The 15,746-nt window shown below is 26.8% G+C and carries 19 protein-coding genes; 18 read left to right on the plus strand and 1 reads right to left on the minus strand.

What is annotated here, in order from left to right; genetic code table 11:
- The first annotated feature begins 286 nt into the window (after positions 1 to 286).
- From KO488_RS11605 to KO488_RS11660, 12 genes are all read left to right on the plus strand, one after another.
- Positions 287 to 967, plus strand: coding sequence for a response regulator transcription factor (locus KO488_RS11605; RefSeq protein WP_216058984.1), 681 nt, complete (start codon positions 287 to 289; stop codon positions 965 to 967).
- A complete protein-coding gene (locus tag KO488_RS11610; RefSeq protein ID WP_216058985.1) occupies positions 960 to 2,213 on the plus strand; it encodes an ArsS family sensor histidine kinase in 1,254 nt (417 codons plus the stop codon). The genes KO488_RS11605 and KO488_RS11610 overlap by 8 nt, the downstream gene beginning before the upstream one ends.
- 29 nt (positions 2,214 to 2,242) lie before the next feature.
- Positions 2,243 to 3,340: an aminoacetone oxidase family FAD-binding enzyme gene (locus KO488_RS11615; RefSeq protein ID WP_216058986.1), complete on the plus strand. Its 1,098-nt coding sequence runs from the start codon at positions 2,243 to 2,245 to the stop codon at positions 3,338 to 3,340.
- Between the two features lie 820 nt (positions 3,341 to 4,160).
- On the plus strand, positions 4,161 to 4,988 hold the full coding sequence (locus tag KO488_RS11620; RefSeq protein ID WP_216058987.1) for a TIGR00282 family metallophosphoesterase: 828 nt from the start codon (positions 4,161 to 4,163) through the stop codon (positions 4,986 to 4,988).
- Positions 4,981 to 5,622 (plus strand): 3-methyladenine DNA glycosylase, encoded by a 642-nt coding sequence (locus KO488_RS11625; RefSeq protein WP_216058988.1) that lies wholly within the window; start codon positions 4,981 to 4,983, stop codon positions 5,620 to 5,622. Before KO488_RS11620 ends, KO488_RS11625 begins: the two co-directional genes overlap by 8 nt.
- A 5-nt stretch (positions 5,623 to 5,627) precedes the next feature.
- Positions 5,628 to 6,419, plus strand: coding sequence for a hypothetical protein (locus KO488_RS11630; protein ID WP_216058989.1), 792 nt, complete (start codon positions 5,628 to 5,630; stop codon positions 6,417 to 6,419).
- A 5-nt stretch (positions 6,420 to 6,424) separates the two neighbouring features.
- Entirely contained in the window at positions 6,425 to 6,685 is a 261-nt protein-coding gene (locus tag KO488_RS11635) for a hypothetical protein (RefSeq protein WP_228319159.1), read from the plus strand.
- Between the two features lie 24 nt (positions 6,686 to 6,709).
- Complete coding sequence (gene ubiE, locus KO488_RS11640) at positions 6,710 to 7,420, plus strand: bifunctional demethylmenaquinone methyltransferase/2-methoxy-6-polyprenyl-1,4-benzoquinol methylase UbiE (protein WP_216058991.1); 711 nt, start codon at positions 6,710 to 6,712, stop codon at positions 7,418 to 7,420.
- Between the two features lie 18 nt (positions 7,421 to 7,438).
- Positions 7,439 to 8,692 carry an exodeoxyribonuclease VII large subunit gene (xseA, locus tag KO488_RS11645; protein ID WP_216058992.1) on the plus strand — a complete coding sequence of 418 codons (1,254 nt, stop codon included), beginning with the start codon at positions 7,439 to 7,441 and terminating at the stop codon, positions 8,690 to 8,692.
- A gap of 71 nt (positions 8,693 to 8,763) precedes the next feature.
- Positions 8,764 to 9,240, plus strand: coding sequence for a chemotaxis protein CheW (locus KO488_RS11650; protein ID WP_216058993.1), 477 nt, complete (start codon positions 8,764 to 8,766; stop codon positions 9,238 to 9,240).
- Between the two features lie 17 nt (positions 9,241 to 9,257).
- Positions 9,258 to 9,647 carry a response regulator gene (locus tag KO488_RS11655; protein WP_216058994.1) on the plus strand — a complete coding sequence of 130 codons (390 nt, stop codon included), beginning with the start codon at positions 9,258 to 9,260 and terminating at the stop codon, positions 9,645 to 9,647.
- A 3-nt stretch (positions 9,648 to 9,650) separates the two neighbouring features.
- Positions 9,651 to 11,006, plus strand: coding sequence for a response regulator (locus KO488_RS11660; protein ID WP_216058995.1), 1,356 nt, complete (start codon positions 9,651 to 9,653; stop codon positions 11,004 to 11,006).
- Between the two features lie 25 nt (positions 11,007 to 11,031).
- Here KO488_RS11660 and KO488_RS11665 read toward each other — a convergent pair whose 3' ends face one another.
- On the minus strand, positions 11,032 to 11,562 hold the full coding sequence (locus KO488_RS11665; RefSeq protein ID WP_216058996.1) for a peptidylprolyl isomerase: 531 nt from the start codon (positions 11,560 to 11,562) through the stop codon (positions 11,032 to 11,034).
- Between the two features lie 148 nt (positions 11,563 to 11,710).
- Here KO488_RS11665 and KO488_RS11670 point away from each other — a divergent pair, with 148 nt between their 5' ends.
- From KO488_RS11670 to groL, 6 genes are all read left to right on the plus strand, one after another.
- A complete protein-coding gene (locus tag KO488_RS11670) occupies positions 11,711 to 12,073 on the plus strand; it encodes a (2Fe-2S) ferredoxin domain-containing protein (protein WP_216058997.1) in 363 nt (120 codons plus the stop codon).
- 15 nt (positions 12,074 to 12,088) lie between these two features.
- Positions 12,089 to 12,472: an aspartate 1-decarboxylase gene (gene panD, locus KO488_RS11675; RefSeq protein ID WP_216058998.1), complete on the plus strand. Its 384-nt coding sequence runs from the start codon at positions 12,089 to 12,091 to the stop codon at positions 12,470 to 12,472.
- The gene (locus tag KO488_RS11680; RefSeq protein ID WP_216058999.1) at positions 12,465 to 12,791 is read left to right on the plus strand and encodes a YbaB/EbfC family nucleoid-associated protein; all 327 of its coding nucleotides are present in this window, start codon (positions 12,465 to 12,467) and stop codon (positions 12,789 to 12,791) included. The genes panD and KO488_RS11680 overlap by 8 nt, the downstream gene beginning before the upstream one ends.
- On the plus strand, positions 12,792 to 13,652 hold the full coding sequence (locus KO488_RS11685; RefSeq protein ID WP_216059000.1) for a polyprenyl synthetase family protein: 861 nt from the start codon (positions 12,792 to 12,794) through the stop codon (positions 13,650 to 13,652).
- A 155-nt stretch (positions 13,653 to 13,807) separates the two neighbouring features.
- Positions 13,808 to 14,065, plus strand: coding sequence for a co-chaperone GroES (gene groES, locus KO488_RS11690; RefSeq protein ID WP_152189856.1), 258 nt, complete (start codon positions 13,808 to 13,810; stop codon positions 14,063 to 14,065).
- A 1-nt stretch (position 14,066) separates the two neighbouring features.
- Positions 14,067 to 15,701: a chaperonin GroEL gene (gene groL / locus KO488_RS11695; RefSeq protein ID WP_216059001.1), complete on the plus strand. Its 1,635-nt coding sequence runs from the start codon at positions 14,067 to 14,069 to the stop codon at positions 15,699 to 15,701.
- Positions 15,702 to 15,746 lie beyond the last annotated feature (45 nt).

A 15,746-nucleotide genomic window follows, 5' to 3' on the forward strand; every position in this document is an offset into this window, starting at 1 on the left:
TTAGCTTATTCAACTTTCAGTTGTTTATGCTAAGCTTTTTTTTTAGCCTTCTTTTTGGGCTTTACTTCTTTTTATTCTCTTTTAGGCCTCTTTTTTTGAGTTATATTCTGTTAATATTGAATTTATATATCATTAACAAACTAATGTCATAATCTTAAATAAAATAGTTTTAAGTAAAAAGAATTTGTCAAAAAAATGAGTGAAAAAAGACAGAATATGATAAAATTTAAAGTGGATATGATTGAAAAAGTTTGTAATATTTTAGATTCTAAATAAAAGGAATAATTTGATTAAAATTGCAATGATAGAAGATGATGTAGAATTAGCTATTGTTTTAACAGAATATTTAAAGCAATTTAATATTGAAGTAACTAACTATGAAGAGCCATTTTTAGCTCTTTCTGCTTTAAAATTAAATACTTATGATTTAATTATACTTGATTTAACACTTCCTGGTATGGATGGATTAGATGTTTGTAAAGCTATTGTTAAAGATTTTGATATTCCTATAATAATTTCAAGTGCAAGAAGTGATATAACTGATAAAGTTACTGCATTACAATTAGGGGCAGATGATTATTTACCAAAACCATATGACCCAAGAGAATTAGAAATTAGAATAAAAACTATTTTACGAAGATTTAATCACTCAAATATACAAGATGAAATAAAAAATAAAGCATTTGTTTTAGATTGTGATAAAAAAGAGATTACAAAAAATGGTAAATATGTTAAACTTACAGCTGCAGAATTCGAAGTTTTATCATTACTTATTAAAAGAGATGGTTTTGTGATTTCACGTGAAGATATTTTTGATAACTCAGATTTATTAAATCAAGATTATGAAGGTTCAGGCTCTTTAGCTGTAATTATAAATAGAATTAGACAAAAGATTGAAGATAATCCAAAAGAGCCAAAATATCTTCATACAATTAGAGGAATGGGGTACAAGTTTTATAATGAATAGACAATCAATATTTTTTACTATTACGGTTAGTTTTATAATATCAATTATTTTAGTTATTGTTAGTTTTGGTATTTTAATGACTGAAAATTATAAAGTAAAAGAATCACAATTATTTGAGAAATATATACCTATTATAAAAGTTGTTTTACGTAAACATCATAAAGGTGGGTTAAACTTAGAGTTTGCAAAAAGTTTAGAAGATTCTAATTTTACTTTATTTAATAATAAAGGAAATATTAATGCAATTACTTATAATCCTTTAACAAAAGTCTTACTTGAAAGAAAAGATGTTAGAGATAAAATTATATTTAGAGTATTAAAATTAAAAGATAATAATTATTTATATATAAAAAAGAAGAAGAAAACAATTTTAATTAAAGATAATTCAATTTCAGATACAAATACACAAATTTATATAGTTTTAGTTTTTGCTATAGTTATTATTACTATCATATTAATGTATTTAATAACAATACGTAAATTAATGCCTTTAAAAAGGTTAAAAGATAAGGTAAAAACTCTTGGTGATGAAAATTTTGATTTTGATTGTTGCAATAGTGATTCAAAAGATGAAGTTTCTCTTTTAGGTATGGAATTTAAAAAAACTGCTTTAAAACTTAAGAGTTTAAAAGAAGCTAGAAATGTATTTATTAGAAATATAATGCATGAACTAAAGACTCCAATTACAAAAGGTAATTTTTTAACGCAATTGGAACAGAATAAAGAAAATAATGAAAAATTAAAATCAGTTTTTTCTAGACTTGAACTTCTTATTAATGAGTTTGCATCAATAGAAGAATTGATTTCTTCAACTAAAAATATTGAAAAAAAGTTCTATTTTTTAGATGATGTAATTGATAATGCAAAAGATATCTTAATGATTGAAGATGAAATAATACTTGGGTCTTATGATAATAAAAAAATAAATATTAATTTTAAACTATTTTCAATAGCTATAAAAAATTTAATTGATAATGCAATTAAATATTCGAATGACAAAAAAGTTACTATTAAAACAGAAGATGGAAATATTATTTTTGAAAATAATGGAAAAAAACTGGAGTATGATTTAGAAAAATACTTTGAGCCATTTTTTGCAAATGAAGATAAATCTAAAGATTCTTTTGGTTTGGGTTTATATATTGTTCATAATATATTAAAAGCAAATGGCTATTCATTAGAGTATGAATATAAAAATGGAATAAATAGATTTATATGTAAAAAGGATAATTCATCTACGATATAGCAATTGTTGGTGCTGGTGCTAGTGCTTTAATGCTGGCATCAAAATTAGATAAAAGAAAATATAAAAACATTTGTTTAATTGATTCAAATTCAAAAGTTGGTTCTAAAATAAAAGTTTCTGGGGGAGCTAAATGTAATATAACAAATGAGTTAGTTACATGTAAAAACTATTTAGGAGATAGAGATTTTGTTAAAGAGATTTTATCTAAGTATTCAAAAGATGAATTACTGAAATTCTTAAATTCAAATGGAGTATTTCCTAAAATAAATCCAAAAATTGTAAAAGGTACTTATTTTTGTAACAGTTCATCTGATGTGATTGATATGTTTTTAAAACTAACTACTCATGTAAAAAAATATCTAGATACAAGAGTAATAGAAATAGATTTTGATAAAACATATAAAATAAAAACTACAAGAAACACTATTGAATCAAAAAAAGTAGTAATTGCAAGTGGTGGCTTGTCTTATCCTGTATTAGGAGCTACTTCAATTGGCTTTGATACTGCCTTAAAATTTGGACATACAGTTGAAAAACTTGAACCTGCACTTGTTGGTTTTACAGTTCAAAAAGATCAATTTTGGTTTAAAAACTTATCTGGTGTTTCAACATATGTTAATACTTTTGTTGAAGGGAGAATGTTTGAAGGTTCATTTTTATTTGCTCATAAAGGATGTTCTGGTCCTGTAATTTTAACGTCATCTTTATATTGGAAAAAAGGTAAGATGGCTATTGATTTTTTACCTAAAAATAAAATGGAAGATTTTTTTAGAAGTAATAAAAAGATATCTTCAGCATTACCTTTTGCTAAAAGATTTACGGAAGAGTTTTTAAAATCTATTGATTTAGAAGACAAGGCTATTTCTTCATTGAAAAAAGATGAAAAAGAAAAACTATCTATTTTAAAATATTATGAGTTTTCCCCTGCAGGAAACTTTGGATACACAAAAGCTGAAGTTACAAAAGGTGGAATAAGTACTGATGAAATAAATCATGAAACTTTTGAGAGTTTAAAGCAAAAAGGTTTATATTTTATTGGCGAATGTCTAAATATAACGGGAGAGTTAGGTGGCTTCAATTTTCAAATAGCATTTGCTCAAGCAAATATTTGTGCTAAAAATATTTAATAATGAAAAAGAATAAGTAAAAAAGCCATTTTGGGATGAGTTGCTTTAACTGCATTTATTTTAGCTCCTATTGAATCACAAAAATCAAAATTAAATGAAAAATGGATTCTTTTATCTATTGATAAGCATGAAGGTTATTTAAATACTAAAAGAGATTTTGCCCATGCAGTTACAAATGAAAAAAAGTTAAAAGAATATTCAACAGATATTTTATTTGAGAAATATCCTATCTATGAAATATTTATAAATAATTTAAAAAAAGATGATACTAAAAATTTTGATGAATCTCTAACACTTAATCTCCTATTTGATAGTAAAGCAAAAATAAAAACATTGTCTTTAAAAGATATTGATGAAAATATAAAGGCAACTTCTAAATCAGGTAAAAAATACAGGCTAGATTTCAAATATTAGGTCATGAATTTACTAATAATTCTAATGATACTACGATTATTACTGATGTTAAATTTGATAAATTTAATATAGATATTAATGCTAATAAAAATGAATTCTGTTAATAAACTTTCTCTTTAAACTTCATTAAATGCAAAAGTTAAATTAGAGTTATCTGAAGGTGATTACAGAAACTTATCTTCAAGAATGCATCCTAGTATGAAACAAGTTATATATACATATGCTCTTAGAAATAATGGTAAAGTAGTATTTAATATTGATTTTAAAAAAGGAAAAATTAAAGTTAATGGAAAAAATGTAAATTAATCTTTGCGAAAAAAAGGTAAGCTATAACTTAAACTGAAGTTATACCTAAACTTACACTTGCTACAATCACAAAAATATATTTACAACTTAAAGGATTCAATTGAGAATTGCATTTATTGGTGATATTGTAGGTCGTCCTGGCCGTAAAATAATAAAAGAAAATTTATCAAAAATTAGAAAAGAATATGATATTGATTTTGTAATTGCTAATGGCGAGAATGCAAGTCATGGTTTCGGATTAACTACAAAAAACTGTGATGAACTACTTAACATGGGTATTGATTTAATAACAGGTGGAAATCACTCTTTTGATAAGAAAAGAGAGATGATGGTTTTGCTTGAAACTAAACCAGTTTTAAGACCTGACAATTATCCTCCTGGTTTAATAGGAAGTGGATTAAAAGTTTGTGATATACAAACTGCTAATGGAATTGAAAAACTAGCTGTTATAAACTTAATGGGTCAATATACAATGCCAACAGTTGAAAATCCTTTTAATTGGGCACGTAAACTTGTTGATCAACTTTATGCAGATGGTATTAAAAGTATTTTTATAGATTTTCATGCTGAAGTAACAAGTGAAAAAAGAATAATGCTAATGATGTTACAAAACGAAGTTAGTATGATATGTGGAACTCATACTCATGTTGGAACAGATGATTTACAAATTTTTAATAATACAGCTTATTTAACTGATATTGGGTTAACTGGATGTAGAGATAATGTTATTGGAATGGATAAAAAAATACCTATTCAAAAAGTTGTAACTGGTCTTGGTGGTCATTTTGAAGTTCCAAGTTCATGTAAAACAATACTTCAAATAATGGTTACAGATATAAACGAAGAAGGGAAAGCCACTAATAGTTTTAAAATTAAAAAGCTATGTAATAATCCTGAATATATAATAACAAAGGCTATGATTGATTAGTATATCTTCTTCTTATGATTTATTGTGTTTTTTGAAAGAAGAAAGTTTAATAGATGAAAAGAATGAGTTTTGGTGGCCCAATGATAATAGTTTTGAAATATTATTAGGTTCTATCTTAACTCAAAATACTAAATGGGTTAATGCAGAAAAATCCTTAGAGAATTTAAGAAAATTAGATATAGATAATTTAGAAAAACTATCATGTATTAACTTAGAAGAATTAACAATAGCTATTACTCCAAGTGGTTTTAAAAATCAAAAATCTGTAAGACTTATCGCTTTAGCAAAAAAAATAATTGAAGATTTTAATACCTTTGAAAACTTTTGTTTAAAAGCTGATAGAAATTGGCTTTTAGAGCAAAAAGGAATCGGCCCAGAAACTGCTGATGCAATTCTTTGTTATTCTTGTAAGCAAGATTATATGGTTGTTGATTCTTATACTAATAGATTGTTAAAAAGATTTGGATATGAGTTTGAAACTTATGAAGAATTACAAGCTTGGTGTGAATATGGAATTAATGAAAATTACGATAAAATAGCCAAATTATATAATTATGAAATCTCATTAAATAAAATTTATGCACGATTTCATGGAAAAATTATCGAGTTTATGAAACGTAATCCAAAAGGTTAATTAATATGATTATTATTCCACAAACAAAAGGTGGTGTAGGGAAGTCTACAGTTGCAATGCAAGTAATAGCTCCTTATCTTTATAAAAAACATGGCAAAAAAATTACATATATTGAAATTGATGATGAAAATAATGATTCTAAATCATTTACAAGAACTGAAATAGTAAATAAAAGAATGTTAGGTACTAATAAATTAACACAGTTAGATGAGTTGATTTTAATGGATGATAATCATGAGGTTATTATTGATGTTGGCGGAAATAAAACTTCATCACTTGTTTTGGATGAGATAAAAAAAGTTGGAACTTTTAATAATATTAAATGGATTATTCCTTTAGGTGATGGTGAACTTGATGGTAAAAATGCAATTGCTACTATGAAAAAAATAAAAAAAATTGAAGAAAACCCATCAGAAAATATTATGTTTGCACTAAACAGAGCAATTTCTATGAAACCGGATTATATTGAAGAACAATTTATTAATTTTTTTGGTCATAAATATATTGATTCAAACTCTGTAATATGTGATTTTGTAAAAGATCCAAGATATTTTCCTGTAAAGAATGATAAAGTAATTACTATGAGTAGATATTTAGGGTCAACTGTATGGGAAATGGCTTATAATAATACTGATTTTGCACAAAAAGCTATTAGAGCAAAAGAATTAGGCGATATAGAAAGTGCAAGAAAATATTTATTCTTTAGAAGAATACAAACAGATGCAAAAGATTATGTAATTAATGTATTAAATAAAATATTTTGTGACTTAGATACTTGGATTGATATTAAAAAATGAGTGAAATGAGTTTTAAACAAGCTAAGGAGCTTGTTGAAAGAATGGAATTTTCAGAAATTGCACTTAAAAATGCTACAAAAGTTTTAGATGAATCATATAAAACTTTTGGAAAAGCTAGTGAAAACTTTGATAAAACTTTAAATAAACAAGAAGAGATTCTAGGAAAACTACCTAAATTAGATAAAAAGATGTCATATATGTTTTTAGCAGTAGCTATTAATATTGGTTTTATTTTAGGTCTTTTAATTGGAAAATATATATTATAAAATTTAAAATAGGATTGATAAAGAATGGGTAAACAAGAAAAAATTGTATCAATGTTTAATGATATCGCTGGAACTTATGATGTAGCAAATAGAGTTTTATCAATGGGAATTGATAAATCTTGGAGAAATAAAGCTTGTAATTTAGCTTTTAACTTTTATGGAAAAGATAAAATAGAAAAAATTGTTGATGTTGCTTGTGGAACTGGTGATATGATTCAGCATTGGAAAAAAATCGCAGAATCTAATAATATTGAGATAGAAAATATTGTTGGAGTAGACCCAAGTGTTGGAATGATGGAAGTAGGAAAGAAAAAACTTCCTGAGGTTGAATTTATAGAAGCAGGAGCTGCTTCTATGCCATTAGAAGATAATTCTGCTGATATTATTTCTATTTCTTATGGGATTAGAAATGTTGTCCAAAGACAAGAAGCTTTTGATGAATTTGCAAGAGTTTTAAAAAAAGATGGCTTAGTTGTAATTTCTGAATTTACAAAGAATGAAAAAAGGAATCCTTTAGATTATGTAACTGATTTTTATATGAATAAAATACTACCTACCTTAGGTGGAATGATTTCAAGAAACAAAGAAGCTTATACATATTTGCCAAATTCAATTGATGAGTTTTTAACAACTGATAATTTATGTAATGAATTAAAAATAGCTGGTCTTGAGCCTATTCATGTAAAAGCTTTTTCTATGAATATTTCAACATTAATTATTGCAAGAAAACTTTAAAATTAAGAAGGAGGTTTTATGAATACACCTATTAGCGTTTCTACTTTAAATTCACAAATAAAATCTCTACTTGAAACTACATTTATTCAAGTATACGTTGAAGGTGAGGTTTCAAATTTAACTTACCATAATTCTGGACATATATACTTTTCAGTTAAAGATCAAAATTCTACAATTTCATGTGTAATGTTTAGAGGAAATACTAAATATTTAAAATTTCAATTAGAAGTTGGACAAAAAATTGTAATTACAGGAAATATCACAGTATATGCTCCTCGAGGTAATTATCAACTTTTATGTAATAAGATTCAACCCGCTGGTCAAGGAGCTTTAGCTCTAGCATATGAACAGTTAAAAACTAAATTAGAACAAAAAGGATACTTCAATCCTGATATAAAAAAAGCACTTCCTAAGTATCCTAAAAAAATTGCTTTAGTTACTTCTGCAACAGGTGCAGCTATTGAAGATATGAAAAAAGTTGCCTTACATCGTTGGCCTTTAGTCGAGTTTATTTTAATACCTACTTTAGTTCAAGGTGAAGGCTCTGCTTTTGATATATCAAATTCTATAATATATGCAGATACTTTATTTTGTGATGTTATGATTGTAGGTCGTGGTGGAGGAAGTATTGAAGATTTATGGGCTTTTAATGAAGAGATTGTAGCAAATGCTATTTATGAATCAAGAACTCCTATTGTATCCGCCGTTGGTCATGAAGTTGATTATTTAATTTCAGATTTTGTGGCAGATAAAAGAGCTGCAACTCCTTCGAATGCTATTGAAATAGTCTTACCTGATATTAATGAACACAGAATGTATTTAGATTCTTTATCAAATGAGTTTAATAACTTATTGAAACAAATCTTATTTAATAAAGAAGAAAATGTATCAAATTTGAAGAAACTATTTAAACAAAACTCAATTGAAGCTAAATTCGAATTTATACAGTCAGAAATAAAATTTTTAAAGTCGTCATTTCAATCAACTTTAGCTCAAAAAGTTTCTAATTCTCAAAATGAGCTAGAAATGTTAAAAAGAACATATGAAAACAATTATTCTCAATATCTAATGAAACTACAAAATAGTATTGATTTGTTAAAGAATAATTTCGAATTAAATCATCCTGATAAAAAAGATAAAAATGGTTTTGTTCAAATATCAAAAGAAAATAAAATAGTATCACTAGATAATTTGGAAGTAGGGGATATAGTATCTTTACAAAGTCCGAAATATATTGCTATGTGTACAATAAATAATTTAAAAAAACAATAAGCTTTAAGTTTAGAATTGATAAAATAAGATAAATTTGTATTTAATAAAGAACTTGAGTAAAAGGAATATTTATGGATAATGAAGAAAAAGTAATTGATTATGCTAATACTAGTGAGTTTATGACATTTGAACTAGGTGCAATGAAGTATGCAATTGAATTACCAAAAATTAGAGAAATATTAACTTATCCAGATAATATTACACCTTTACCAAATACATCTGATTGGGTAAAAGGTCTTATTAATTTAAGAGGTGAAGTTGTTCCAATTTTAGATATTAGATTAAAGTTTAATACAAGTGCTGGTACTTATGATGAAAATACATCTGTAATAGCAGTTATAACTGAAGATAAAAGAATGGTTGGAATTATTGTAGATTTAGTTGATGATGTTCAAAGATTAGATACAAGTACATTAGCACCTGTTTCTGAAATGGGTTCAGCAATTCCATCTAAATACTTAAAAGGTTATGTAAGATTAGATAATAATGAAATGTTAGTTATCATGGATATTGAAAGAGTTGTAAATAAAGAAGAGTTAAAAGACTAAATTTATTGGAAAAAAATATGCATGAAAAAATAGAAAAACTAAGAAGTCTGAAACTTCTTTTTGTTGAAGATGAAGAAGACTTACTTTCTATAATTTCTGATGCCTTAACAAAATTAGAAGCGAATTTTTTAACTGCAAATAATGGAATAGAAGCTTTAGAAATATTAAAAAATAATCCTGATATTGATGCAATTGTTACAGATATAAATATGCCTTTAATGAATGGTTTAGAGATGATTGAAAATATTATAAATCAAGGTATAAATATTCCAATTATTGTGATGTCTGCACACACAGAAATTGAATATATCACAAAAGCAAAAGAGTATGGAGTTAATGAGTATTTATTAAAGCCCTTTGATTTTATTAAATTTATTGAACTTATTACAAGTATGGAAATAAAATAAAAAATGGCAATAGATAAAAAGTTACTAAAAAGATTAAGAATTCTTTATGTTGAAGATGATGCTGTTATTAGAACAGAATTATCTCAATTACTATCAAACTTTTTTGAAAATGTTTATACAGCTGAAGATGGAAAAGAAGGTCTTGAAATATATCTTCGTAATCAAGATGATATAGATATTATATTATCTGATATTAATATGCCAAAATTGAATGGCATTGATATGGTAAAAACAATAAGAGGAATTGATTCTAAAGTTCCAATTTTCTTTGCAACTGCACATTCTGATAATGAATTTTTATCTGAAGCTATTAAATTAAAAATACATGAATATATAATTAAACCTATTGATATAAGAAAGCTTCTTTCTTTAATGAATGACTTAGCAGGTGTTTTATATCAAGAGTTTTTAATTGATCAGAAAAATAGAGAATTATCAAAATATAAAGAAGTAACTGATTTAAATAATATTGTTATTGAGACAGATATTCATATGAAAATTGTAAAGGTAAATGACTTATGCTGTAAAATTTCTGCTTATTCAAGAGAAGAATTAATAGGCCAAGATTTTAAGTTTTTAAAGCATAATGACACTTCAAATGATTTATATGTAAAAATGTATGCGGATGTTTTAAATAATAAATCATGGCATGGTACTTTAAAGAATAAAACAAAAGAAAATGGTACTTTTACAACTGATTGTTCAATGATTACAATTTTAAATGACGCTGGTGAAATTGATGGTGCAATATCAATACAAAAAGATATTACAGAAGAATTATCTAAAAAAAGAGAAATGCAACGTGCATTAATGAAAGATAAAAGTGAAATTTTTATTAGAAGCAAAGAAGGAAATGCAGAGCAACATTCAATAATCAATGACTTAAAAATGAAACTTGAAGATGCTAATGAAGAGTTTTTTAAAGCTCAAAGAAATAATGATAAATATATTTATATAGCAGAAAAATACTCTTTAGAAAATAGAAATTTAAAAAGTGAATTAGCTACTTATAAAAAAAATGCAGATAAACATAATACTTCTTTAAAATTAACAAAAGAAAATAGTGATTTACGTTTAGATATTAAAAGATTAAAAATTAAAATTGAAGATATTAAAAGTAAGTTTGAAAAAGAGAAAAAACAAATTGAAGTTAATTTTCAAATAGAGATTGATGAACTTACCGAAAAATTAGTAAAAATGACAGAAAAGTTTGAAGCCATTGAAACAAATGATGTTTTAGTACAAAAACTTGAATATTGGAAAGAAAAAGCTAATAATGAATCTAAAAGAGTTGAAACTTTAGAAAAACAAATTATGACTTATGGTGACAAAGAGATAATGAATAAGATTTTTGGATAATTAAATAAATCAAGATAAACTTGATTTATTTAATCGTAATGCTTAATATTTTTTGTTCACTTAATGGTTTGTCTCCACCATTTCTTCCATTTGTAGGAACATTTTCAATTTTTTTAACTATATCCATACCTTTTGTAACATAACCAAAAATAGAATGTTTTCCATTTAACCAATATGTTGGAACTGTAGTAATAAAGAATTGACTACCATTTGTATTTCTTCCTCTATTAGCCATTGCTAAGATACCCGGTTTATCAAATAATGCATTTGGTGAAAATTCATCTTCGAAGTTTTTCTTCCAGATTGATTCTCCAGCTCTTCCTGTACCTGTAGGATCTCCACTTTGTAACATAAATCCTTTGATTACTCTATGGAATATTAAACCATCATAATAACCATTTTTAGAATGAGTTACGAAGTTTTCAACAGCTTTTGGAGCTAAATCAGGTCTTAACTCAATTTCAATTTCTCCTTGAGTTGTTTTAAAAACAGCAATTGGATTTGATGCCTCTAAAAGTAACATAAATGAACAAAGAATGAAAAATATTTTTTTCATATATAGCCTTTAATTTTTAGATTTTAAAAAATAAGTATATTATTTTAGATTTAAAAAAAAATTAAATAGCTATTTTTATTAGGTTTTAATAAAAAAGTGTTAAAATTCACTAAAATTATAAAATTTTTATTTATAAAAGGACTAAACAATGGCAATGCCTTCAATTCCGCAACCAACGTTTTATATCTTTAAGTGTGAACAAGCTTCCCCTCCAGGTATGCCAAAACCATCATGTGTAACTCCAGATACAAGAGATTTATTTAATCATACGACACAATCTTTAATGAAAAAGGGATTAATGGGACCAGTTCAAGTTATAAGAACTTCATGTCTAGGTAGATGTCAAATGGGACCAATTATGCTAATTGAGCCTGGACATCACATGTATTGTCAATTGTCTAAGGAAAAAATAGATAAAATTATTGAAGAACATATATTAGGTGGGAACCCTGTTGCTGAGTATTTAATACCTGAGCAGTATTGGGGTGACGCTGTAAATTTACAAAGTTAAAGAGGACTAAATTATATGACATTTGAGATGCTATATAGTAAAATTCATAGAGCTACTGTTACTGATGCTAATTTAAATTACGTTGGATCAATTACAATTGATGAAGATTTAATGAATGCATCAAGTTTAAGAGTTGGACAAAAAGTTGAAATTGTTAATGTAAACAATGGTGAAAGATTTGCTACTTATGTTATTAAAGGTAAAGCTGGAAGTAAAGACATGTGTCTTAATGGTGCAGCTGCACGAAAAGTTGAAATTGGTGACAAAATTATCGTAATTTCTTATGCTTCTTATTCTGAAGTTGAGTTAGAAAATTATAAACCAATTGTTGTAATTGTTGATGATGAAAATAATATTGATATGATAACAAATGAATTAGTAGGAAGTGATCATGTTTGATGGAATTGACTTAAAAAATTTAAACTTAAATGATATGATGGGTCAATTTCAAGATATGGCTGCGAATGCTAAAGAAGAAAATGCTTCAAAAATATTTACATCAAAAGCTGGTGGAGGAATGGTTGAAATTTCAGTAAATGGAAACTCAGAAGTAATTGATTTACAAATTGATGATTCATTACTAGACGATAAAGATTCTTTACAAATTTTATTAATTTCATGTATGAATGATGTTATTAAACAAACTGAAGAAAATCAAAAAATGACAGCTATGAATATGATGGGTGGTTTAGGTTCTATGGGGCAAAAAAATAGTTAAATGAAGAACTTATTAAATGAATTTGAAGATTATTTATTAAATAATCTTCCAAGTTCAAAAACTTTTCATCCATATTTTGAAGATGCATTAGCTGATATGTTAAAAGCTGGTGGAAAAAGATTCCGTCCAATGCTTTTACTCTCTGTTGTAAAATCAAATAAAAGTTTAATTATTAAAAATTCAATGCCTGTTGCTTTAGGTCTTGAAATGCTTCATACTTATTCCTTAGTGCATGATGACTTACCTTCAATGGATAATGCTGATTTAAGACGTGGTTTTAAAACCTTACATAATAAATATGATGAAGTTACAGCTATTTTAGTAGGTGATGCGTTAAATACTGAAGCTTTTAATAAAATAGCAAATGCTCCCTTACACAATGATGTAAAAATAGAGTTAGTTAAATGTTTATCTAGTAATGGTGGAATTGATGGAATGATAATTGGTCAAGCAATTGATTGTTATTTTGAAAATCAAAAACTTGAACTTTCTCAGTTAGAATATTTACATATACATAAAACGGCTAAATTAATAGCTGCTTCTTTAAAAATGGGTGCTATTATTTCTGAATATAATTTAGAAACTCAAGAAAAATTATATAATTTTGGAATTGATTTAGGATTGTTATTTCAAATTCAAGATGATATTATTGATGAAACACTAAGCGATGAAGAAGCTGGTAAAACAACACAAAATGATGAATCAAAAAATTCTTTTGTTAATTTATTAGGTTTAAAAGGAGCTATAAAAGCTGCTGACAATTTAGCAATAAAGTGTGAAAAAGTTTTGAATAGGCTTGATAATAAATTGAAACTTTCGCTTGAAGAACTACTTTTAAAGTATATAAATAGACATAAATAGTAATATCTCTCCTCTTAAAATCAAACTCTTAGTCATTTTAACTCATAGTACTTGACAAATTTGCAAAAATTATATAAAATCTAGCACTCAAAAAATTAGAGTGCTAAACATAAAAATTATAAAAAAATATTATAAAACTTAATCAAAGGATTAACATGAATTTCAAACCATTAGGGAAAAGAGTTCTAGTACAAAGAACTGAAGTAGAGAGTAAAACTGCAAGTGGAATTATTTTAGTTGATTCAGCTAAAGAAAAACCAAATACAGCAGAAGTTAAAGCAATTGGTGGAGAAGTTACTGAAATTAATGTAGGTGATACTATTGTTTTTGAACAATTTAGAGGAACTGAATTTACACTTGATGGTGTAGATTATTTAGTGTTAGAACAAGAAAATATTATAGGAGTTATGTAAGATGGCAAAAGAAGTAAAATTTAGTGATGACGCAAGAAATAGATTATTTACAGGTGTTGAAAAACTAGCTGATGCTGTAAAAGTTACAATGGGTCCAAGAGGGCGAAATGTATTATTACAAAAAGCTTTTGGAGCTCCTACAATTACTAAAGATGGTGTTTCTGTTGCACGAGAGATTGAATTAGAAGACACTTTAGAAAATATGGGAGCACAACTTGTAAAAGAAGTTGCTTCAAAAACTGCTGATGAAGCAGGTGATGGAACTACAACTGCAACTGTATTAGCTCATAGTGTTTTCAAAGAAGGTTTAAGAAATGTAACGGCAGGAGCTAATCCTATTATTTTAAAAAGAGGTATGGATAAAGCAACTGAAGCTATTTTAGTTGAGCTTAAAGCTGCTTCTAGAGTTGTTGCTGATAAGAAAGAGATTGAACAAGTAGCAACTATTTCTGCAAACTCTGATACTGCAATTGGAGCAATGATTGCAGAAGCAATGGATAAAGTTGGAAAAGATGGTGTTATTACTGTTGAAGAGGCAAAAGGTATCTCTGATGAATTAGATGTTGTTGAAGGTATGCAATTTGATAGAGGTTACTTATCTCCATACTTTATTACAAATACTGAAAAAATGACTACTGAAATGGAAAATCCATTTATTTTATTATGTGAGAAAAAAATCTCTAACTTAAAAGAAATGTTACCTATTTTAGAAGCAGTTAATCAAACAGGAAGACCTTTATTAATCATTTCTGAAGATGTTGAAGGTGAAGCACTTTCTACTTTAGTTGTAAATAGATTAAGAGGTTCATTAAATATTGCAGCTGTTAAAGCTCCAGGTTTTGGTGATAGAAGAAAAGCAATGTTAGAAGATATTGCTGTTTTAACTGCTGGAACTGTTGTTGCCGAAGAAATGGGAATGAAGCTTGAATCAACTGGTATGGAAGCTTTAGGAACAGCTGCTAGAGTTGTAATAGATAAAGATAATACTACTATTGTAAATGGTGCTGGTGAAGCTGAGGCTGTTTTAGCTAGAGTAAATCAAATCAAAGCAGAGATGGAAGGAACTTCATCTGAGTATGATAAAGAAAAATTACAAGAAAGATTAGCAAAACTTTCAGGTGGTGTTGCAGTTATTAAAGTTGGAGCTGCAAGTGAAACTGAAATGAAAGAGAAAAAAGATAGAGTAGATGATGCATTAAGTGCAACAAGAGCTGCTGTTGAAGAAGGTATTGTGATTGGTGGAGGAGCTGCTTTAATTAGAGCTGCTGCTAAAGTTAAATTAGAACTAGAAGGTGATGAAGCTATTGGTGCTGCTATTGTTTTAAGAGCCATTAAAGCGCCATTAAAACAAATTGCTTTAAATGCTGGTTTTGATGCTGGTGTTGTTGCAAACGAAGTTGAAAAATCAGAAAATGAAAACCTAGGATTTAATGCTGCAACTGGTGAATATGTTGATATGTTCGTTGCAGGTATTGTAGATCCTGCAAAAGTTGAAAGAGTTGCAATGCAAAATGCTGTTTCAGTTGCTTCTTTATTATTAACTACAGAAGCTACAGTTACAGATATTAAAACAGATGCCGGTGCTCCTGCTATGCCTGACATGGGTATGGGTGGAATGCCTGGTATGGGAATGTAGTCTGAGAAAGACTCATTCTTTATAATACACAAACTCGATAGGGAT

The organism is Poseidonibacter lekithochrous (assembly GCF_018861145.1).
Taxonomy (GTDB): domain Bacteria; phylum Campylobacterota; class Campylobacteria; order Campylobacterales; family Arcobacteraceae; genus Poseidonibacter; species Poseidonibacter lekithochrous_A.

What these genes read in the sequence shown, in the direction of transcription:
- KO488_RS11610 (WP_216058985.1), top strand. Translation starts at nt 960, where the DNA reads ATGAATAGACAATCAATATTTTTTACTATTACGGTTAGTTTTATAATA.
- KO488_RS11615 (WP_216058986.1), top strand. Translation starts at nt 2,243, where the DNA reads ATGCTGGCATCAAAATTAGATAAAAGAAAATATAAAAACATTTGTTTA.
- KO488_RS11630 (WP_216058989.1), top strand. Translation starts at nt 5,628, where the DNA reads ATGATTATTATTCCACAAACAAAAGGTGGTGTAGGGAAGTCTACAGTT.
- KO488_RS11635 (WP_228319159.1), top strand. Translation starts at nt 6,425, where the DNA reads ATGAGTTTTAAACAAGCTAAGGAGCTTGTTGAAAGAATGGAATTTTCA.
- ubiE (WP_216058991.1), top strand. Translation starts at nt 6,710, where the DNA reads ATGGGTAAACAAGAAAAAATTGTATCAATGTTTAATGATATCGCTGGA.
- xseA (WP_216058992.1), top strand. Translation starts at nt 7,439, where the DNA reads ATGAATACACCTATTAGCGTTTCTACTTTAAATTCACAAATAAAATCT.
- KO488_RS11650 (WP_216058993.1), top strand. Translation starts at nt 8,764, where the DNA reads ATGGATAATGAAGAAAAAGTAATTGATTATGCTAATACTAGTGAGTTT.
- KO488_RS11655 (WP_216058994.1), top strand. Translation starts at nt 9,258, where the DNA reads ATGCATGAAAAAATAGAAAAACTAAGAAGTCTGAAACTTCTTTTTGTT.
- KO488_RS11660 (WP_216058995.1), top strand. Translation starts at nt 9,651, where the DNA reads ATGGCAATAGATAAAAAGTTACTAAAAAGATTAAGAATTCTTTATGTT.
- KO488_RS11665 (WP_216058996.1), bottom strand. Translation starts at nt 11,562, where the DNA reads ATGAAAAAAATATTTTTCATTCTTTGTTCATTTATGTTACTTTTAGAG.
- KO488_RS11670 (WP_216058997.1), top strand. Translation starts at nt 11,711, where the DNA reads ATGGCAATGCCTTCAATTCCGCAACCAACGTTTTATATCTTTAAGTGT.
- panD (WP_216058998.1), top strand. Translation starts at nt 12,089, where the DNA reads ATGACATTTGAGATGCTATATAGTAAAATTCATAGAGCTACTGTTACT.
- KO488_RS11680 (WP_216058999.1), top strand. Translation starts at nt 12,465, where the DNA reads ATGTTTGATGGAATTGACTTAAAAAATTTAAACTTAAATGATATGATG.
- KO488_RS11685 (WP_216059000.1), top strand. Translation starts at nt 12,792, where the DNA reads ATGAAGAACTTATTAAATGAATTTGAAGATTATTTATTAAATAATCTT.
- groES (WP_152189856.1), top strand. Translation starts at nt 13,808, where the DNA reads ATGAATTTCAAACCATTAGGGAAAAGAGTTCTAGTACAAAGAACTGAA.
- groL (WP_216059001.1), top strand. Translation starts at nt 14,067, where the DNA reads ATGGCAAAAGAAGTAAAATTTAGTGATGACGCAAGAAATAGATTATTT.